The sequence below is a fragment of the Rhizobium sp. NFACC06-2 genome (assembly GCF_900101425.1).
GTDB lineage: Bacteria > Pseudomonadota > Alphaproteobacteria > Rhizobiales > Rhizobiaceae > Agrobacterium > Agrobacterium leguminum.
The window spans coordinates 24,904-44,179 of the sequence record NZ_FMVA01000006.1 but is presented as its reverse complement, the minus strand read 5'-3'; the positions used below and the strand labels follow the sequence as shown (position 1 = coordinate 44,179).

Here is a 19,276-nt window from a genome sequence, read left to right as displayed (position 1 = left end):
ACTCAATGGCTGCCCCGATATCGACTGGCGTGCGTTTTCGAGACGCAGCTGCCAGTCGACGTTTCCGTGAACCTTAAAGGAGACCTTACGAAGCAGGCCTATAAGCGAGCGCGACGTCTCCGACGAGAATGGACGTGCCATCTATCCGTTTGGCAGAGCTCGTGCCTGTGATCAGCGACCCATCCGGAAACGCTTTCGCGTCCTGTTCGGAAGGTAGAAGATCGACGAAGGCAATACCCTCAGCCTCCATCGTACTAAGCTCGCCTTCGTCGGCGGTACCGTTTTGGTTGAAGTCCTGCCAGATGCGGAATTTGCTCCATCGGGCATCCTGACTATCGAAAATATTGTCCCGATTGGTGTCGAACGCAAAGCGAAGCCCCTCAAGATCGGTCACTGGACGACCTGTATCGTCAATGCCCTTCTCTTTAAGTTCAGCCACGCGCTGCTCTTCCGACTTCCAGAGCGAGAAAGCAACCTCTTCCGGCCTATTGATTTGACCGTCCGGCCCGTCTGCTTCGTTCTTGCCAAGATCAATTACAAGCAGACCGTCATTCGGGCCGATCCATGCTGCCTCATCCCTTATTCCATCTCCGTCTGCATCAAAGTGCGACCTTATCTCATTACCGTTGCTTCCAATGTCAGACGGAACTGATTTTGTCCAATCCACATCGGTCGGAGAAAGCGGTCGAATATCCAACTTCGCGTCATCGTTGAGATCAAGAACGACAGGGCGGATTCTTCGGCCGCCATAGTACCATTTTTCATTGCCCGTTATGCCGGTTTTAGGATTATAGGGAACATTTATCTCAAGTCTTCCTGGTGGTTTGAAGATCGTTGGACTAGATGGCAAGTTTGAGAACGTGTCTTGCTTTCTCATGTTCTCGAAAGCCGTGTTCTCACTTTCGCGACGTAATTTCTCTCTTTCAGCATCCCTTCGTGCCTGATCCGCAGCTGCTTGCTGCCGACGCTGCTCCGCTTCACGCTCTTGTTGCAAATTCCACTGGCGCTGCCTCTCTTCCCTCTCCCGTCGGCTTTGTTCTTCCTGCCTCATGCGTTCATTGTAGCGCTGAAGCTGCAATTCCTGAGCCTTCCGTGCTTCCTCCGAAGCGATCCTGTCACGTTCCGCTTTCTCTGCCGCCGCCCGTCGATCCGCCTCAGCCTTCTCAGCAGCCTGACGTTCCGCCTCCGCCTTGGCAGCAGCCTGCCGCTCCGCCTCCGCCTTCGCCGCCGCCTGACGTTCCGCCTCCGCCTTGGCAGCAGCCTGCCGCTCCGCCTCCGCCTTGGCAGCAGCCTGCCGCTCCGCCTCCGCCTTTGCAGCTGCCTGCCGCTCTGCCTCAGCCTTTGCAGCTGCCCGTCGCTCTGCCTCAGCCTTCGCAGCCGCCTGTCGCTCTGCCTCAGCTTTCACAGCCGCCTGCCGCTCTGCCTCAGCCTTCACAGCCGCCTGCCGTTCTGCCTCAGCCTTCGCAGCCGCCTGTCGCTCTGCCTCAGCTTTCACAGCCGCCTGTCGCTCCGCCTCAGCCTTCGCAGCTGCCTGCCGCTCTGCCTCAGCCTTTGCCGCCGCCGCTTTGGCTGCAGCGGTTTGACTGTCAGTATCCGTCTGCGCCCTAGCTATTTTTTCCGTCAAAGCTGAAGTAAAGGCGTCTATGTCGCTGGAGAGATTGTCGTTAGCGTCATTGAGAGCCTGCAAATCTTGAAGAAACGTCGTTATATCTAAATCCGCTTCCGCACTCCCAACATCCCGTTCACCGGGAGCTGCTGCACGTTCACGTCCAGCTTGCGCCATCTCCCTTCTTAATTCAGCAAGGTCTCTACTCCAATCGTCCGTTGACTTGACGTTATTCGATCCAGTATCGCCCAAGGCTGCGGGTCCGGGCATCTGTCGCGGGATATCGGCTGAACCAACAGTCGGAAGCTGAAGGTTTTCCTTCCTCTTCAGCTCCGCGTCCGCGTATTTTAGCTTGTCATCAGCCTCGTTCATCAAGTTGGTTGCTTGCTGAAAGGTTTGGTTAGCCAGATTATATTGAGCCTGCAATCGGTCCCGCTCAGCTCTCGCCCCAGCCGTGATCGAACGCAGTCGCTCAAGATTAAACTTATCTTCTGCGGTAGGAAATCGGTTTCTGTAGGTGTATTTGCCGTTGCCGTCCCTTTCCCGTATATTATTAAGAGAACTCATTTCGCGTTCACTCACCTGCAGAGCCTGTTGAGTGCGATCAAAATATTCGGTTGCCGCCTGTAAACGTTGCGATGCGGCTCTTTGGTTTGTCTCGGCTTTACTAAACTGTTGGCGAGCACCTGCCTGATTTGCCAGCCTGATCAAAACCTCCTTCTTTTGGTTGATGATTTGAGAATCCAATGTCAGGTTCATAGAAGCAATATAAAATTGCTCCCGTACAACTTCGCCCTGTGGACTGAACGATCTTTCTATATGGTTGCCATCCGGATCATAGGATTTTTCTGTGGTCGATCCATCCGCATTAAATACAACTTCGCCCGTCTTTTTTCCGAGATTGTTATGGAAGACAGAAGACACGGGCTTGCCGGTTTCGATTTCATTTATTGATTCGATTTTGCCGCTGCCGCTATTGATAATTGTGGTGGCGTAACGCCCACCCCGAATAGTGGTCACACTGGCACCCGCTTCGTTTTCAGGTTCTATCGCCTGATTTGCGCGAACGTCCCTTATGACGCTTTCTATCAAAGCCTCAGCAGAGGCATCCGGCTGCTGAAGGCGCCGTTCTTTATATTCCGAATTTAACTCGCGAATGAGTTTGTCGGCTATATCCTTGGGCATGCCACTTGCGATCAGACCGCGATAATATTTTCCGGACGGTTGCAGTAACGGCGTCTCGACGCCTGCCTCTGGGGTGCCTGCCTGGAGAAGCGAAACGACATCATCAGCAGCCTTCCAAAGCGCATCGACGGCCGCATCACCTAAAATCGCACCGCTGACTCCGCCGACAAGAGCGCCTGCAACGGAAGATGCAAGGGCGGCGGGTCCACCTGCAGCGCCTAGAGCAGCACCGATCGCCGCACCGACCGCGGCCCCCTCCATACCAAGATAGATTCTGCCTGCAAGGCGGGCCATTATATTCCCCGCACTGGCTTTATCGCCTTTATCGACTGCATTCGCAGCTTCCGCAGTACTTGTGGTGATGTCGTAGAACAGGCCGGCAACACCGAGAATTTTCAGACCCGTGAAAACCATGGGCATATGAACGCTTGAAACCGTTGCTCTTCCGCTCAGAATCTCCTTTAGAAGCTGGGCTTCCCAAGTGGCATCGATTTTCTGTGCCAAAGTCGGTGATACAATCAGTCGACCGGACTGCCGCGCTTCCGCTACAGCCAGTCCTAGTTCTAATTTGGCTACATCCGCCGCGCCTTTAGCGCCTTTATAGCCGGTCTGCTCAATTGCTTCTAAAGCTGTCTTAAGCTTAGCTTCAGAAGCAGTGGCGACATCCCAACCATTAAACTGTCCCTTATCAAATCTACCAATTTGGACGGCATGTTTATTTGTGTAGGATTTTGGATCTTTAAAGAATTTGTCGTTAATCGCACGTGTCACTTCTTCAAGATTTTCATCAGGCAGGTTAGTAAACAATTCACCGTTAATAATTGCTGCCCGCATTGTATTACGCAAAGAATTCACTTCTCCAGCAACACGCAAGGCGGCCGACTTGTCACCTTTCATCGCCAACTGGCCATCGGGCGAATTTTCCAACTCCGCTAATTGAGACGCTAACCCCATGGAATATTCTTTAATAGGCCCGCCGAGATGCGGAGAGACGTTCATCTTCGTGGCTACCGAACGTTCGCGCGGCAAATTTATCAGGTTGGCCTGATCGTCGGCCTTGAATAGTCCTTGGTCAATTAGCGCTTCCAACAAAGCGCTCTTGCCTACCGCTTGTTGCTCTATAATATGGTGACTTTGGAACGCGGAAATATCGGCCACTGAAATAGCTCCAACTAAAATAGATTTTCAATAAAAAATGTATTCTAAAGATCTAATGCGTCGATGAACCAAATTCCCTTAACGTCTTTTATGGATTTACAAGCAAGATAGAGTGCATCGTCACAAACTGGATCTGCCGCCAGTCGCGGCTGGACAAAAACATGAGAGTCACCAACTATATCTTGGCGGAAGTGAAGACTTGCGCCGCCTGCGACACTGTAAATCTGTTCATCTTCTCCAGTCTCGTAGTTTCGATAAATTTTAATACGCATATCTGAAGCTTCTTCGTCCAAAGCATCAATTGATCTGACAACATCACATAAGAAGTGCTTCGGCCCAATTGATCCATCAGCAAGCGTATAGTCGCATTCTGCGAAAGCAAACGCCGCCGCGTCGATGGATTCAAAAATTTTCTTCAGTCGCTCGGACACGAACCAGTATCCGCTTAGCGTCCCCTCCAAATCACGTGGGGGTCTCCCCTTCTTCTTGTCGTAGGCAATGTGCGGCCTCTCTTTTAATTGCGGGAAGCCGCGGTCGTCTGGGCGAAGGATCAGGCGAGGTGGCGTCAACAGTTTCTCTTTGTTGACAAAAACAAGACCGTGACCTGGACCTCCGCCGGTGATGTCCGGGCCAAATACATAAAATTTTCTGTCGCCGCTGTGGCGGTGGGGTGCTCTCGCGTCGTTCACAATCAACTCCGGAATTATATCGTCTATAATATCTACGTCGTCACACGAGCCTCGGTCTAACTAAATAATCAAGCGCCGTGCGCCGCCCTCGTGTGAAGGGTAAACCAACCTCCAGATGACTCGCAGAGAACGCGCCAAGCTTACAAATCATGCTTTTGAGCCAAACACATCAGGCGTCGCCACTCCAGCTCCAAGCTCAAGTGGCCTCCTTTCAGACTCCAAAACGGCATATCAAACATCACTTCCTTACAGTATAACACCAAACTCAACTTGGATACCAATTCAAGAGCCAAACAATAAATTTGTCAACTACAAAACAATTTAAATGCAATTTTAAATATTAACAATATCAATTCGTATTTAATAGTTTTTATGAACGAGCTATATTAAGATTTATTAAGAAAACATATAACCATTCACAAAATCACGCTGGAATTTCTGGAGCATGGCGAACACGCGATCATTATGTAACAATCGCGACGACGAAACACGCAAAAGTGAATTGTGGCGGCGAGGCGGTCAGAGCGCCTGGGAGATATGGTCGATGCTGCTCTTTACGGCAGCGGCCGGATCCTTCAGCTCGTGCACTTCCGTCGCGAAGGGTTCGAAGCTGTAAGGTCCCCTGTAACCGGCCGCCTCCAGCCTCCTGATCTGGGCAATATTTTCCAGCCTGTCGCCTCCATCCACCAGAATGCGGTGGGCGTCCAGCATGTCGGCGACGGAGACGCCGGGGTCGATCACGCCGGAAATATGCACGAGGCCGGTACGTTCGGGGAAGAACTCCGTCTCGCCTGCGAGATGGTGGTGGAAGGTGTCGTGCACCAGCCTGTAGACATCACCGCCACCGGCCGCATCGATGGCCCTGATCGCTTCGGCCTTGGTGCGCAGCGAGGAGACCGGGAAACCGAGCGGCTCGACGAAGCCGATCAGGCCGCGTTCCTTAAGGATCGGCTTCATGGCCTTCAGCGCCGTGACGAGATCGTCAAAGGACACCGGCGTACCGTCGTTGAGCGGGCACATCACCAGCGCTTTCGCGCCGCTTGCCGCCGCATAATCGGTCATGGCGACGGCCCGCGCAGGCAGGTCGCCCGACCAGACGTTGAAGGGATAAAGCGCATTGATCGAGATGATCGTCACGCCGGCCTTTTCGGCCGCCGCCTTCACGTCCGCCGGTTCCACCGTGCCGACGATATCAGGCAGGTCGTTGCGGATTTCGACTTCGGTAAGGCCGAGTTCGCGGGCCGTCGCAAAGAACGCCTCAAGGGAAAGCTTCGGCGCGGTGATGTGGTTGATGGCAAAACGCATGAAAGACCTCACTGATAAAGGGCGGGACGGGCGGGAAGCTTGATTTCAACTGCTGCCCCGTCCGTTTCCTGCGCGGCCACGCAGGCGTCGGAGGTGATGGCGGCCACGTAGCCGTCCCAGGAGTTGGGTCCCGATGCCGTGCCCTTCGCCGCCGCATGGATGAAGTCCTGCAATTCCACATCGTAGCTGGCGATGAACCGGTCTTTCCAGTCGGTCAGGATGTCGTTCTGCAGCTTGGCGCCGAGCCGGGTCTGCACCGACATCGGCTCCGGCAGGCTGGCAATGCCGTCCTCGCCCACCACCTGGCACTGGATATCGTAGCCATAATGGCAATTGACGAAGATTTCGACGTCGATGATCGTGCCCTTCGCCGTCTCCAGAATGACGATCTGCGGGTCCTTCAGCCGCGCATGGCTTCTGGCCGCCGAACGGGGAAAGAGAACCCGCGCCGAAACATAGTCATCGTCGAGCAGCCAGCGCAGCACGTCGATCTCATGGATCATCGTGTCATGGATCGCCATCGGGGTGACATATTGCTCCGGAACCGCCGGGTTGCGGTGGGCGGCGTGCACCATGATCGGCGCGCCGATCCTGCTATCGACGGCCTGTTTCAGCGCCACGTAACCGGCGTCATATCGGCGCATGAAGCCCACCTGAACCAGCCGCCTGCCATGCGCCACCTCGGCGTCGACGATGCGTCTTGCGCCTTCCGCCGTTGTCGCCAGCGGTTTTTCGCAGAAACACGGCTTGCCGGCGGCGATTGCCGCCAGCACATATTGCTCATGGGTTGCGCCCCATGAGGTGACGAGCACGGCATCCACATCCGGCGATGCGATCAGCTCTTCACCGGTAGCGAAAACGACGGCATCCGGGGCGATGTCGTTTTTGACCGCCTCGGCGGAGGCGCGGTTGACGTCGCTCAGCGCAACGATCTTCGCGCCGCCCAGAACCTTGTTGATACGGCGGGCATGATCACGCCCGATTGCGCCGGTGCCGACGACACCAATTCTGACAGTCATTTGAAAAACCTCATTTCCAGTATTTGGCGACGTATCGCCGGGTTTCGCTGAGCATGAACCGCGCGCTTTCATCGACACGATCTTCCCAGGCAAACACGCAGTTCGAGAGCACGCCGTCGAATTTCATGTCGGCGAGCGTCGCAAAGAAGGTTTCCCAGTCGATCTCGCCCTGGCCGAAATCGGTGTGCTGGTGCACCCTGACCTTGGAACCGGGGGGATTGACGATGTAGCGCAGCTGCGACGACTTGTTGTGGTCATAGGTATCGGCAAGGCGCACATGCACCAGATGGCCCTCGGTCGCACGCAGGTTCGCCACCATGTCCGGCCCGTAGAAGAACGTGTGCGGCGCGATGAAGGAGGCCTTTACCGCCTTGGAATTGATGGTCTTGATGATGTCGATGGCCGGCGCGATCTCCTCGATCCAGTCTTCGGGATGGGCCTCCAGCGACAGCACCAGACCTTCCCGTTCAAGGATCGGCACGAGAATATCCATGGCGCGGAAGAACTGCGCTTCGCAGGTTTCCGGCCGATGCAGGCCGGAACGGTCGTTAAGGCTGCGATCCGGCGAACCGCCGCGGCCGAATTCCGAAACGAACATCGGGCATTCCATTTCGACCGCAATCTCGATGGCGCGTTTCCAGTTGTCGATCGCCACCTCCCATTCGTCCAGATAGGGGCTTGCCCAGCGATACATGGGCTGCAGCGTCGCAAGGCCGACACCATGGTCCTTCAGCGCCTTTTTGAATTCGGCGACGCGTTCGGGATAGACCTTCGGCCGGGTCCACCAGGAGAGGAAATCCAGACGGGGTGAAAGTTCGACGTAATCATAACCGAGTTCGGCAACCTTGCGGCAGGTCTCGGCCAGCGAAAGGTGTCGGAACATGTGGGGGTCGAGCGTATGTTTCATGGCTGTTTCCAGTGGAGTGATAGATGGACCGGGCCGAAGCCCCCGCTTATCTGGCGTAGGCGGACATATTTTCCGGGGTGACGAGTTCAAAGGGCACCCAAAGCGTCTTCTCGGTGCCTTGCCCGGCAGCGGCCTTCACCGCCGTCTGAACCGAGACCTCGCCCTGCTTCGTCGCATTCTGGTAGACGGTGATATCGAGGTCGCCGGCCTGCATGGCGGCAAGACCGTCAGGCGTGGCGTCGATGCCGGCGATGACGACATCCTTCATGGAAACGCCCGCCGCCTTCAGCGCCTGCGCGGCGCCGATCGCCATTTCATCATTATTGGCGATGACGGCATCGAACTGGATGCCCGCCGTCAGCCAGGAGGAAACGAGGTCCTGCGCCTGCGTGCGGCTCCAGTTCGCCGTCTGCTTTTCGAGGATTTCGATCTTGCAGTCCGGCCGGGCAAACACCGTTTCCACATCCTTGGTGCGCACCAGCGCCGCGTGGTTTTCCAATGGTCCCATCAGGATCACGGCCTTGCCCTTGCCGCCCATCAGCTTGCAGGCGGCTTCCGCCTCCATGGTGCCGGAATCGAGTTCGTTAGAACCGACGAAGGCCGTGCCATCAGGCAGGCCGGTTTCGAGTTCTGCCGGCGGGTGATTGACATAGACGAGCGGGATTTTTGCGGCGGATGCGGCCTTGGTGATCGCCGAGGTGGCATCGCCATCCACGGCATTGACGATGATCGCATCGACACCGTTGGCGATGAAATTCTGCACCTGATTGAGCTGTTTCGAAGGATCAAGCTGGGCGTCCTCCACCAGAAGCTCGATGTTCTTGTCACGCCCGGCCTCAGCCCTGATGCCGTTCAGCAAAATCGTCAGGAACGGATTGTCGAACGATGTCATGGAGACCGCAACACGGGTCTCGGCAAGGGCAGGCGTTGCGAAAATGCAGAGCGCCGTCGCCATTAGTAATTTTTTCAAGGTTTCCTCCCGCGGAAATCGCCGCTGGTTGCATCATCCTGTGTCGCCGGAGCCGGCCATTCCACCGGCTCCGGCGCGTTCGGCCCGCCCGGCGGCGCTCCCCGGGAGCGGAGAATCCGCCTGGGCGAGGCCACGGCTCAATTCTTGGCCTGATAGTTCTTGAGGTTCGCCGGCGTCACCAGCTCGAAGGGAACGAAGACCTTCTTGTCGACCGAATCGCCCTTGGCGAGTTTCAGCGCCGCATCCAGGGCACCCTTGCCCTGCCCGGCGGCATTCTGGAAAACGCTCACATCCAGATCACCCGCCGCCATGGCGGCAAGCGCGTCCTGCGTGGCGTCGATGCCGGCGATGATGACACTGTCCATCGACCGGCCAGCCGCCTTCAGAGATTGAATAGCGCCGATGGCCATTTCGTCATTGTTGGAAATGACGGCATCGAACTGCACCCCGGCCGAAAGCCAGTTGGTCATCAGGTCCGAGCCTTGCGTGCGCGACCAGTTGGCGGATTGCTCCTCGACAAGCTTGATGAAGCTGCAATCGGACGTTGCCACCACATCCTTGATATCCTGCGTGCGCATGCGGGCCGCCTGGTTGGAAAGCTCGCCCATCATCACCACCGCCTTCGCTTCCGCCTTGCCGGCCGCCTTCAGCAGGCGGCAGACTTCCTGCGTCTGCAGGGTGCCGGACTGCTTTTCATCGGAGGCAACGAAGGCCTGTTTTTCCGGCAGGCTGTCGAGGTTGACCGGCTGGCGGTTGACATAAACGAGCGGAATGCCGGCGGCAGCGGCAGCCTGCGAAAGCGCCACGGTCGCATCCGTATCCACCGGGTTGACGATGATGGCGTCGACGCCGGCGGCAACGAAGTTCTGCACCTGGCTCAACTGCTTGCCAACATCGTTCTGGGCATCCTCGATCTGCAGCGAAACGCCGCTCATGCCCTTGGAATAATCGATCATGCCGTTGCGCAGCACGGTCAGGAAATTATCGTCGAACAGGGCCATCGAAACGCCGATGGTTTCCGCCGAGGCGGTCGTCGCCAGCATGGTGGCGAGCGCTGCAATCGCGAAATGTCTTTTCATGTCGTTCTCCTCCAAAACCCTTGAAAAGAACCGGCTGCACGGTCCAGCGCCCATCGCGCCGCCACCATTTGCCGGCAAAGAATACCCGTCGCCGCGAAGACAAGTCCGCAGCCTGAAGCAATCCGAAACATCGTTATTATCGTGGATCAGCCTCCTGCCCGCTCCACACGCAGGCAAGATTTCCCAGTCCCGGCCCGGCGTCAACGGGTCAGCGGCAACCGAAACCATCAAGGCTGATAGAAAGAGATGCCGAATTTATGATAGAATCTATCAAACCATCAAAGGCTTTCAGGAACCCACAGATGGGCGGGTACAAACCGCTGTCCCGGCGTTTCCGCCATGCCATGTTCGATGCTGTGAACCATGGTGGCGATGAGGTCCGTGCACAATTCACGGAGCGGCGTCTGGAATATGCCGCTGATACGCTTTTCCAGCAGCGCCTGACGGGATTCGGGCGTCAGTTCATTCACAAGACAGACGATGGCCTCCTGCCGGTTTTCCTGCTGCAGGGCCTCGATAACGCCTTCCATGCCGCCGCCGATACAATAGATGCCGACAAGATCCTTGTGCTTGGCGATGGTGTCCATCACCAGCTCATAGGTCAACCGCCGGGTTTCCAGCGTGATCAGCGCATCCATCACCTCGAATTCCGGCGCATATTCCCGCATATAGCTGCGAAAGCCGGTTTCGCGCAGCGAATGACCGTGAAAACGGTGGCCGCCAAGCAGCAGAAGCACCTTGCCCCTGCTGCGCGCCAGCCGCGAGATCATCCAGGCCGCCGTGCGCCCGACTTTCATGTTGTTGGCGCCGAGATAAGCTTCCCGCACCCCCTGCGCGAAATCCGAAAGCAGCGAAAATGTCGGAATGCCCTTCGCCTTCAGGGCCTCGACGGCGGCGGTGACATCGTGATGGTCCGGGCCGGTGGCCGCCACGGCCTGCACGCGGCCCTTCATGCCCGTCAGAAGGGCCGCAAGCTCGCTCGGCTCGCCCGACTGGGCAAATTCGATGCGCAGATTGAGATGGCGATCCCGGACGTTGCGCGCCGCAAGCTCCAGCTCGTCGGCAAAGGTTTGGTAGAAGGCATGCCGTTCCTTGCGCAGGATGATGCCGAGACTATAGGACGGCAGATCGGCCAGCATCCGCTGGCGAATGATGTTGGTAGCATGGAAACCGATCTTCTCCGCCGCCTCGAACACCCGCCGCGCGGTTTCCTCCCGCACCGGCAGGCGACCGTTCAGCACCCGGTCGACGGTGGCGACGCTGACGCCGGCGGCTGTCGCAACATCTGTGATGGTCGGACGTTTCATGCGGACACCCCGTAGACGGAAAGATTCCTGTCATATCTCGCAAAACATGTCACGGATCATGATGGAATCCAACATGTGCAGAGGGATAAGAGCGTGGAGTACTTTATCAGGAAATAATCGACCGGGGCCCTGCATCGCAGGGCCGGCTTGCTTGGCCCAGCACGCCTCCTCCCCTCATCTCTGTGCTTGTCACAGCGATCCAGCCAGCCCAAGTCCTTGGGCTGAAAAGACTCCCTGCGCCGCGCAGACGCGCGTCGGCTGGTTTCCTGTGACAGGCACAGGAATGAGGGAGGTACCAAGGCGAGAGAATCGCCAACCGAGTGCCGGACGAGCAGAAGTCGCTCAAGAAGAAATCGAGGCAGCGGCATTCGCACCGTTTTGGCGATGTCGAATGCCGCCAGACAATCAGACCCTTTCCAGCGCCATGGCGATACCCTGCCCGACGCCGATGCACATGGTGGCGAGCGCAAGACGCTTGCCGGTCAGCGAAAGTTCAAGCGCCGCCGTGCCGGCAATGCGCGCGCCGGACATGCCGAGCGGATGGCCGAGCGCGATGGCGCCGCCATTGGCATTCACCCGCGCATCGTCATCCGCAATGCCAAGCTGGCGCAGCGTCGCAAGGCCCTGGCTGGCGAAAGCCTCGTTCAGCTCGATTACGTCGAGCTGCTCCTGCTTCAGCCCGAGCCGGGCCAGCAGCTTCGCGGAGGCCGGGGCCGGGCCGATGCCCATGACGCGCGGCGGCACGCCGGCGGCGGCACCGCCGAGAATGCGGGCAATCGGCGTCAGCCCGTATTTCTTCGCGGCTTCCGCCGATGCGACGATGAGTGCGGCGGCACCGTCATTGACGCCGGACGCATTGCCCGCCGTCACCGTTGCGCCCTCGCGCCTGTTGACCGGCTTCAGCTTCGCCAGCGCTTCAAGGCTCGTGGCACGCGGATGCTCATCCTTCGACACCACCAGCGGATCGCCCTTGCGCTGCGGGATGGTCACGGACACGATTTCCCTGTCAAGACGGCCATTGGCCTGCGCGTCAGCCGCCTTCTGCTGGCTGCGAACGGCAAAGGCGTCCTGATCCTCGCGGGAGACCTGATAGTCAATGGCGACGTTATCGCCGGTTTCCGGCATGGAATCGACGCCATATTGCGCCTTCATCAGCGGGTTGACGAAACGCCAGCCGATGGTTGTGTCGTAGATTTCGGCGTTGCGCGAAAAGGCGCTCTCCGCCTTCGGCAGAACGAAAGGCGCGCGGCTCATGCTTTCGACGCCACCCGCGACCATCAGCTCCGCTTCGCCCGATTTCACCGCGCGGGCGGCTGCGATGAGGGCATCCATGCCCGAACCGCACAGCCGGTTGATCGTCGTTCCGGTCACCGAAACCGGCAGGCCGGCGAGCAGCAGCGACATGCGTGCGACGTTGCGGTTATCTTCGCCCGCCTGGTTGGCGCAACCGAAGATCACATCCTCGACGGCTTCCCAGTCGACGGACGGGTTGCGCTCGACAAGCGCCTTCAGCGGCACCGCCCCGAGATCGTCGGCTCGCACCGAAGAAAGCGCGCCGCCGAAGCGGCCGATGGGCGTGCGGATATAGTCGCAGATGAATGCATCGGTCATCGGTTTTTCCTCAAAGTTCCGGGGCGACGAGATCGGCAACCTCGCCATCGACCGCCAAAGGCGCGCCGGTCATGGCCTGCAATTCATCGACGGTCATCGCCGGCAGTTTTTCACGCAGCACGAAACGGCCATCCACCACGTCAATGACAGCATGGCTGGTATAAATGCGGGTGATGCAGCCAACACCGGTCAGCGGAAAAGCGCATTTTTCAACGAGCTTCGGTTCGCCGTTCTTGGTCACATGTTCGGTGATGACGAAGACCTGCTTGGCGCCATGCACCAGATCCATCGCGCCGCCGACGGCCGGCACACCCTTGGAGCCAACGCGCCAATTGGCGAGATCGCCATTCTGCGCCACCTGATAGGCCCCGAGGATCGCCACATCCAGATGCCCGCCGCGCACCATGGCGAAGCTGTCGGCATGGTGGAAGAAGGCCGCACCCGGCTTCAGCGTCACGGCCTTCTTGCCGGCATTGATGAGGTTCCAGTCCTCTTCGCCTTCCGGCGGCGCTTCGCCGAAATTCAGGATGCCGTTTTCGGTATGGAAGATCGCCTGACGGCCGGGCGGCTGGTAACGCGCCACCATTTCCGGAAAGCCGATGCCGAGGTTGACGTAAGCGCCATCCTCGATGTCCTGCGCCGCGCGCCATGCGATCTGGGCGTTGGAAAGCTTGATGTCTTCGTGGGTGTCGATGGTCTGGGTCATGCGTAGGCTACTCCCGCGCGAATGAGGACTTCTTCCTGTTGCGGATCGGGGATTTCCACGACGCCGTTCACGAAAATGCCGGGCGTGACGACATGCTCCGGATCGATCTCCCCGGCTTCAACGATCTTCGAGACCTGCGCGATGGTGGTCTTTGCGGCCATGCACATCAGCGGGTTAAAATTGCGACCCGCCTTGTTGTAGGTGAGGTTACCATAGGTATCGCCAAGCTCGGCCTTGACGATGGCGAAATCGGCTTTCAGCCAGCGTTCCTGCACGTAGGACCGGCCGTCGAATTCCGCGATGACCTTGCCTTCCGCCAGTTCCGTGCCGAAGCCGGTGGGGGTGTAGAAGGCCGGAATGCCGGCACCGCCGGCGCGGATGCGCTCGGCAAGCGTGCCCTGCGGCACCAGTTCCAACTCGATTTCGCCGGCCAGATACCGGTCGGTGAAAGCGCGCGGATCGGAAGAGCGCGGGAAGGAGCAGATCATCTTTTTGACCATGCCGGCGTCGATCATCGCGGCGATGCCGATGCGGCCGTTGCCGGCATTATTGTTGATGACCGTCAGGTTCTTCGGGCCCTTGTCGATCAGCGCATGGATCAGTTCGATGGGCGCACCGGAGCCGCCGAAACCGCCGATCATGATCGTTGCACCGTCACCGATGCCGGAAAGCGCCTCTTCCGCGCTCTTGATTGTCTTGTCCATTAAAACCTCCATCCAGCCGGACGGATGGAACCCGCAAGGCTGCCTGACCGTGAGGTAAATCCGAAACCGCCTCGACGGCAAGGTTTTTGTGCGCTATATGATTTTTGTTCGTATATCGCACAAATGGAGCCGCGACATGGCTGTCAGCGAAAGAGATATGATGGGCGGTCTCGCCAAGGGATTACGGGTCATCGAGGCCTTCAGCGCCGAACGGCCGCGCCTGTCGATTTCCGATGCCGCCGAGATTGCCGGGCTGGACCGTGCCACGACGCGGCGCTGCCTGCTGACGCTTTCGGAACTCGGTTATGCCGCTTATGACGGCAAGTTCTTTACCGTGACGCCAAAGGTGCTGCGCCTCGGCACCGGCTGTCTGGCCACCATGCCGCTGCCGCGCATCGTGCAGCCGCTGCTCGACCGCCTTTCCGAAGAGATCGGCCAGAGCACCTCCGTTTCCATTCTGGATGAGACCGAGATTGTTTATGTCGCCCGCGCCGCGCAGCAGCGGGTCATGTCTATTGCGCTGATGCCGGGTTCGCGCCTGCCCGCCTATTGCACCTCCATGGGCCGCGTTCTTCTTTCGGCGCAGACAGCCGAGCGGCAGCGCGACATTCTCGAAGCCTCCCGGCTGGTGGCGCGCACGGAAAAGACCATTATTGCCATGGACGCCCTGCTCGCCGAAATCGAGGCCACCGGCCACCGCGGTTATGCGCTGATCGATCAGGAGGTCGAGATCGGCCTTCGCTCCATTGCAGTGCCGCTGAAAACCATACGCGGCCAGACGGTTGCCGCCCTCAATGTCGGGCTCGCCGCCTCGGTCGCCTCAATGGAGGACCTCGTGGCGCGATACCTGCCCGCGCTTCTTGCCGTTCAGCGGGAACTGGCAAGAATGCTGGTCTGAAGCGGCGCCTGCCGCGCCCCGGAATCCCCCATTTTCCGCTGCTCCGCCAGCCGCCAGGCGCGCGGGGTCATGCCGGTCTCGCGCTTGAAGAAGCGGTTAAAATAGGCCGGATCGGCAAAACCCAGCCCCTCCGCAATCATCTGCACGCTGGAAACGGTAAAGATCAGCTCCTGCTGGGCGATCTCGATCTGACGCTTAGCGATCAGCCGCTGCAGGCTGAGGCCGGAAACGGAACGGACCAGACGGTTGAGATGCGTCTCGGAAAGACCGAGCTTCTTCGCATAAAACTCCGCCTTTTGCGGCTCGCGAATATGGCGTGCAATCAGTGACAGCAAAAGTTCGAAACGCTGCTCCGCCAGACCTTCGCCGGTTCCTTCCAGAAGCGGCCGCGCCGCCCGCGCCAGAAGCGCCGTTACGATGGCCAGTTGACCTTCGATGATGGCATCCCGGCCCGTTTCGCGTGTTTCATATTCGGCGGAAATCTGTTCGAACCCGCTGCGCAGACGTTCGCCATCGGCAAAATCCCGCAACGGCAACAGGACAGGCCGCTGGAAATTCCGCAGCAACAGCGCCTGCACCGAAGCCGGCAGGGCGCCCGGCAGCACGGTAACGATCACCCCGCCAATATCGCGCGAAAACCGGAATCCGTGCTCGAACCCCGGCGGCACGACAATGGCGACCGGCGGGCGGATCGCCTCAATGCGGCCATCCAGCAGCGCATCGCCCTCGCCACCCCAAATGTACAAGATTTGCTGAAACGCAGCGTGACGGTGCAGGCCGATTTCAAAGCGGTGAAGGCTGCTTCTCGAAAAAAGCGTCTCGCAATGAAAGCGGAAATCAGTGCCTTGCACCGCTTCTTCGCCATACAAACCCTCACTCGCAGCAAGCCGCATGTTCCTCTGCTCCTCCGCACAATGGTCGGATTGTGCAATTTGCCGATCAGAAAGTCCATTGAGCTTGCCGCGTCCCTTGGTCAATTTCTTGATAGGAGACAAGTTCGGGAGGAAACAAATGCGCACCCAGGTCGTCATCATCGGCTCCGGCCCTTCAGGACTTCTGCTTGGCCAGCTTCTGGCCAGAGAAGGCGTCGAGACCGTCATTCTCGACCGGGTCAGCAAGGATTACATCCTCGGCCGTGTCCGCGCCGGCGTGCTGGAAGAAGGCACGGTGCAACTCATGGAAAAGGTCGGCGCGGATAAGCGCCTGCACCGGGAAGGCCTGCCGCATGACGGATTTTCGCTGACCTTCGACGGCCGCGACCACCGTATCGATCTCTTCGACCTGACCGGCGGCAGCCATGTGATGGTCTATGGCCAGACCGAAGTGACCCATGACCTGATGGATGTCCGCGAAGCGGCAAACCTTGTTACCATCTACGATGCCGGCAATGTCGAACCGCATGATTTCGATGGCGCCAGCCCCTATGTCACCTATCAGAAAGACGGCGTAACCCACCGGATCGATTGCGATTTCATCGCCGGCTGCGACGGCTTCCACGGGGTCAGCCGCAAATCCGTGCCGCAAGGCGCCATCAAGGAATTCGAGAAGGTCTATCCTTTCGGCTGGCTCGGCATTCTGGCCGAAGTGCCGCCGGTCAACCATGAACTCATCTATGCCAACCACCCGCGCGGTTTTGCGCTCTGTTCCATGCGCTCGCACACCCGCAGCCGTTATTACATTCAATGTTCGCTGGATGACCGGCCGGAGGACTGGAGCGACGAGCGCTTCTGGGATGAAATCCGCCGTCGTCTGCCGGAAAACCATGCGGATGTGATGGTAACCGGTCCGTCATTTGAAAAATCCATCGCACCGCTCCGGTCCTTCGTCTGTGAACCGATGCGGTTCGGAAGGCTGTTTCTGGCCGGAGATGCCGCCCACATCGTGCCGCCGACGGGCGCGAAGGGTCTCAACCTCGCCGCCAGCGATGTGCATTATCTGAGCGAGGCGCTGATCGAATTTTATCGCGAGAAGTCCGAGGCCGGCATCGACGGCTATTCGCAGAAGGCGCTTTCCCGCGTCTGGAAGGCCGTACGCTTTTCCTGGTGGATGACGACGATGATGCACCGTTTTCCCGATACGGGAGATTTCGGCCAGCGCATTCAGGAAGCGGAGCTGGATTACCTCGTGCAGTCGCGCGCCGCTTCCACCGCGCTTGCGGAGAATTATGTGGGGCTTCCCTATTAGGGGCCACGCCACTTGTGTCGGCGTCATCCTCGGGCCTGTCCCGAGGATCTGCAACGTCGTGATTTTACTCGATGTGATTAGATCCTCGGCACAAGGCCGAGGATGACGTCGAGAGTGCGTTCACCCTTCAGCCCGACCATCCAGCAACTCGCCCGCCGCCTCGCGGATGGCCTGCATCAGCAGCGAAAGCGGCAGCGAGGGCTGCGTATCGGCCCTCACCGTCAGCCCCACCGGGCCGCTGGTATCGCCAGTTTCGACCGGCAGGATAGCCAGAATACCATCCGCCACATCCGCCGCCACCACGCCTTCCGAGATGATCCAGATCGCATCGCTGGTGCGCAGGAAGGCGCGGCCGAAGGCGTCGGACACGGTTTCGATGCGTATCGGCAGGGCCGGAACGCCGTTGGCGATCAGGAACTGCTCGACGACGGGGCCGATGACCGATTGGCGTGTCGGCATCAGCACCGGATATTCATGCAGGTGATCGAACACCGAAACGCCGGGTGACAACAGCGGGTGCCCGGCGCGCACCACGAAGCGGACCTTTTCCGAATAGAGATGCTCAAAGGAAAAACCCGCCATTTTCTGCGGCGCGGCCAGACGGCCGACGACAAGATCGAGATCGCCGACCCGTAATTGTTCCAGCAGCACGGCGTTTTCGCCCGTGACGATCTTTACCGGGCTGCCGGTCTTTTCCGCCAGAAAGCCGGCCATCGCCTTCGGCATGATGCGAACAGACACCGTAGGCAGAGCGCCGACCCGCACCGGCGGACCGGCGCGCGCCGCCTCCTGCGATACCGAATCGACTGCCTGCCTGAGCGCCGTCATCGTCGCGCCGGCATGGCGCAGGAACACCTCGCCATAACGGCTGATGCGGATGCCGCGTCCCTCCCGGTCGAACAGGGAGACGCCGAGAATATCTTCCAGTTCACGGATCGTCTTCGTCACGGCCGGCTGGCTGACATGCAGGATTTCCGCAGCCCGGATGACGCTTTTCTGCCGCGCCACCTCCACGAAAGTCTGCAGGTGGCGGAACTTGATACGTTGATCGACCATCGCTCATATAATCCACAGGTTATGATTTTCATCGATAATGTCATTTTACTTAACCGGAACCCGCTTGCAATATCCCCGGCAGGAGGAGCACATCATGCATTTTCTGCGCTGCGGCGAGACCGTGATCCATTACCGCGTCAAGGGATTGGACACAGGCAAGCCGGTCATCGCCTTCATCAATTCGCTCGGCACCGATTTCCGCATCTGGGATGCGGTGATCGAAGCGCTCGGCGATGATTATGCCTATGTGCTGCACGACAAGCGCGGCCACGGGCTCTCGGATGTCGGGCGCGCTCCCTATTCCATCGACGATCATGCCGGCGATCTGATCGCGCTGCTCGATCATCTTGGCGTGAAGAGCGCGATCATCTGGGGCCTGTCGGTGGGCGGCCTGATTGCGCAGGGGCTTTATGCCCGCCGCCCCGATCTGGTGCGCGCACTCGTGCTCAGCAACACTGCCCACAGGATCGGCACAGCCGAGATGTGGAACGCCCGCATCGACAAGATCGCCGCAGACGGCCTCGTCTCACTGGTCGATCCCGTCATGGAGCGCTGGTTCACACCCGCCTTCCGCAAGCCTGACAATGCCGCCTATGCCGGCGCGCGCAACATGCTCTCGCAACAGCCGGACGCCGGTTACAGCGGCACCTGCGCCGCCATCCGCGATGCGGATTTTACCGAAGAGGCCGGGCGCATCGCCGTGCCGGCGCTTTGTGTGGCGGGCGATCAGGACGGCTCAACACCGCCGGAACTGGTGCAATCGCTGGCCGGCCTCATTCCCGCAAGCCGCTTTATCACCATTGCCGGCTGCGGCCATATTCCCTGCCTTGAACAGCCGCTCACCTACGCGCAGGCGGCGTGCATTTTTCTCAAGACCTTGCCGGAGCATTGA

At 58.9% G+C, this 19,276-nt stretch carries 16 protein-coding genes; 3 read left to right on the top strand and 13 right to left on the bottom strand.

What is annotated here, in order from left to right; all coding sequences use genetic code 11:
- Positions 1-85 precede the first annotated feature (85 nt).
- From F3H58_RS12405 to F3H58_RS12350, 11 genes are all read right to left on the bottom strand, one after another.
- Complete coding sequence (locus F3H58_RS12405) at positions 86-3,949, bottom strand: SPM autocatalytic domain-containing protein (RefSeq protein WP_149742397.1); 3,864 nt, start codon at positions 3,947-3,949, stop codon at positions 86-88.
- 44 nt (positions 3,950-3,993) lie between these two features.
- Positions 3,994-4,638 carry a DUF1629 domain-containing protein gene (locus tag F3H58_RS12400; protein ID WP_188128897.1) on the bottom strand — a complete coding sequence of 215 codons (645 nt, stop codon included), beginning with the start codon at positions 4,636-4,638 and terminating at the stop codon, positions 3,994-3,996.
- Between the two features lie 519 nt (positions 4,639-5,157).
- Positions 5,158-5,943, bottom strand: a complete 786-nt coding sequence (locus F3H58_RS12395) for a TIM barrel protein (protein ID WP_149742395.1) — start codon at positions 5,941-5,943, stop codon at positions 5,158-5,160.
- A gap of 8 nt (positions 5,944-5,951) precedes the next feature.
- A complete protein-coding gene (locus F3H58_RS12390) occupies positions 5,952-6,962 on the bottom strand; it encodes a Gfo/Idh/MocA family protein (protein ID WP_127758247.1) in 1,011 nt (336 codons plus the stop codon).
- 10 nt (positions 6,963-6,972) lie between these two features.
- Complete coding sequence (locus F3H58_RS12385) at positions 6,973-7,869, bottom strand: sugar phosphate isomerase/epimerase family protein (RefSeq protein ID WP_149742394.1); 897 nt, start codon at positions 7,867-7,869, stop codon at positions 6,973-6,975.
- Between the two features lie 46 nt (positions 7,870-7,915).
- Positions 7,916-8,839, bottom strand: coding sequence for a sugar ABC transporter substrate-binding protein (locus F3H58_RS12380; protein WP_149742393.1), 924 nt, complete (start codon positions 8,837-8,839; stop codon positions 7,916-7,918).
- A gap of 137 nt (positions 8,840-8,976) precedes the next feature.
- Complete coding sequence (locus tag F3H58_RS12375) at positions 8,977-9,918, bottom strand: sugar ABC transporter substrate-binding protein (RefSeq protein WP_149742392.1); 942 nt, start codon at positions 9,916-9,918, stop codon at positions 8,977-8,979.
- A gap of 278 nt (positions 9,919-10,196) precedes the next feature.
- Positions 10,197-11,225, bottom strand: a complete 1,029-nt coding sequence (locus F3H58_RS12370; protein ID WP_137453990.1) for a LacI family DNA-binding transcriptional regulator — start codon at positions 11,223-11,225, stop codon at positions 10,197-10,199.
- 405 nt (positions 11,226-11,630) lie between these two features.
- Complete coding sequence (pcaF, locus tag F3H58_RS12360) at positions 11,631-12,836, bottom strand: 3-oxoadipyl-CoA thiolase (protein ID WP_149742390.1); 1,206 nt, start codon at positions 12,834-12,836, stop codon at positions 11,631-11,633.
- Positions 12,837-12,846: 10 nt separating this feature from the next.
- Complete coding sequence (locus F3H58_RS12355; protein ID WP_149742389.1) at positions 12,847-13,542, bottom strand: CoA transferase subunit B; 696 nt, start codon at positions 13,540-13,542, stop codon at positions 12,847-12,849.
- Positions 13,539-14,246, bottom strand: a complete 708-nt coding sequence (locus F3H58_RS12350; RefSeq protein WP_149742388.1) for a 3-oxoacid CoA-transferase subunit A — start codon at positions 14,244-14,246, stop codon at positions 13,539-13,541. The genes F3H58_RS12355 and F3H58_RS12350 overlap by 4 nt, the downstream gene beginning before the upstream one ends.
- 136 nt (positions 14,247-14,382) lie before the next feature.
- Here F3H58_RS12350 and F3H58_RS12345 point away from each other — a divergent pair, with 136 nt between their 5' ends.
- Positions 14,383-15,144: an IclR family transcriptional regulator gene (locus tag F3H58_RS12345; protein WP_149742387.1), complete on the top strand. Its 762-nt coding sequence runs from the start codon at positions 14,383-14,385 to the stop codon at positions 15,142-15,144.
- Here the strand turns inward: F3H58_RS12345 and F3H58_RS12340 are convergent.
- Positions 15,114-16,037, bottom strand: coding sequence for a helix-turn-helix domain-containing protein (locus F3H58_RS12340; RefSeq protein ID WP_149742386.1), 924 nt, complete (start codon positions 16,035-16,037; stop codon positions 15,114-15,116). The two genes, F3H58_RS12345 and F3H58_RS12340, sit on opposite strands and share 31 nt — an antisense overlap.
- A 118-nt stretch (positions 16,038-16,155) precedes the next feature.
- On the opposite strand from F3H58_RS12340, the gene pobA reads away from it, so the two are divergent.
- Positions 16,156-17,328: a 4-hydroxybenzoate 3-monooxygenase gene (gene pobA / locus F3H58_RS12335; RefSeq protein WP_149742385.1), complete on the top strand. Its 1,173-nt coding sequence runs from the start codon at positions 16,156-16,158 to the stop codon at positions 17,326-17,328.
- A 120-nt stretch (positions 17,329-17,448) separates the two neighbouring features.
- Here pobA and pcaQ read toward each other — a convergent pair whose 3' ends face one another.
- On the bottom strand, positions 17,449-18,384 hold the full coding sequence (pcaQ, locus tag F3H58_RS12330) for a pca operon transcription factor PcaQ (protein WP_149742384.1): 936 nt from the start codon (positions 18,382-18,384) through the stop codon (positions 17,449-17,451).
- Between the two features lie 94 nt (positions 18,385-18,478).
- On the opposite strand from pcaQ, the gene pcaD reads away from it, so the two are divergent.
- Positions 18,479-19,276, top strand: a complete 798-nt coding sequence (gene pcaD / locus F3H58_RS12325) for a 3-oxoadipate enol-lactonase (RefSeq protein WP_149742383.1) — start codon at positions 18,479-18,481, stop codon at positions 19,274-19,276.

What these genes read in the sequence shown, in the direction of transcription:
- F3H58_RS12395 (WP_149742395.1), bottom strand. Translation starts at nt 5,943, where the DNA reads ATGCGTTTTGCCATCAACCACATCACCGCGCCGAAGCTTTCCCTTGAG.
- F3H58_RS12390 (WP_127758247.1), bottom strand. Translation starts at nt 6,962, where the DNA reads ATGACTGTCAGAATTGGTGTCGTCGGCACCGGCGCAATCGGGCGTGAT.
- F3H58_RS12385 (WP_149742394.1), bottom strand. Translation starts at nt 7,869, where the DNA reads ATGAAACATACGCTCGACCCCCACATGTTCCGACACCTTTCGCTGGCC.
- F3H58_RS12375 (WP_149742392.1), bottom strand. Translation starts at nt 9,918, where the DNA reads ATGAAAAGACATTTCGCGATTGCAGCGCTCGCCACCATGCTGGCGACG.
- F3H58_RS12370 (WP_137453990.1), bottom strand. Translation starts at nt 11,225, where the DNA reads ATGAAACGTCCGACCATCACAGATGTTGCGACAGCCGCCGGCGTCAGC.
- pcaF (WP_149742390.1), bottom strand. Translation starts at nt 12,836, where the DNA reads ATGACCGATGCATTCATCTGCGACTATATCCGCACGCCCATCGGCCGC.
- F3H58_RS12355 (WP_149742389.1), bottom strand. Translation starts at nt 13,542, where the DNA reads ATGACCCAGACCATCGACACCCACGAAGACATCAAGCTTTCCAACGCC.
- F3H58_RS12350 (WP_149742388.1), bottom strand. Translation starts at nt 14,246, where the DNA reads ATGGACAAGACAATCAAGAGCGCGGAAGAGGCGCTTTCCGGCATCGGT.
- F3H58_RS12345 (WP_149742387.1), top strand. Translation starts at nt 14,383, where the DNA reads ATGGCTGTCAGCGAAAGAGATATGATGGGCGGTCTCGCCAAGGGATTA.
- F3H58_RS12340 (WP_149742386.1), bottom strand. Translation starts at nt 16,037, where the DNA reads ATGCGGCTTGCTGCGAGTGAGGGTTTGTATGGCGAAGAAGCGGTGCAA.
- pobA (WP_149742385.1), top strand. Translation starts at nt 16,156, where the DNA reads ATGCGCACCCAGGTCGTCATCATCGGCTCCGGCCCTTCAGGACTTCTG.
- pcaQ (WP_149742384.1), bottom strand. Translation starts at nt 18,384, where the DNA reads ATGGTCGATCAACGTATCAAGTTCCGCCACCTGCAGACTTTCGTGGAG.
- pcaD (WP_149742383.1), top strand. Translation starts at nt 18,479, where the DNA reads ATGCATTTTCTGCGCTGCGGCGAGACCGTGATCCATTACCGCGTCAAG.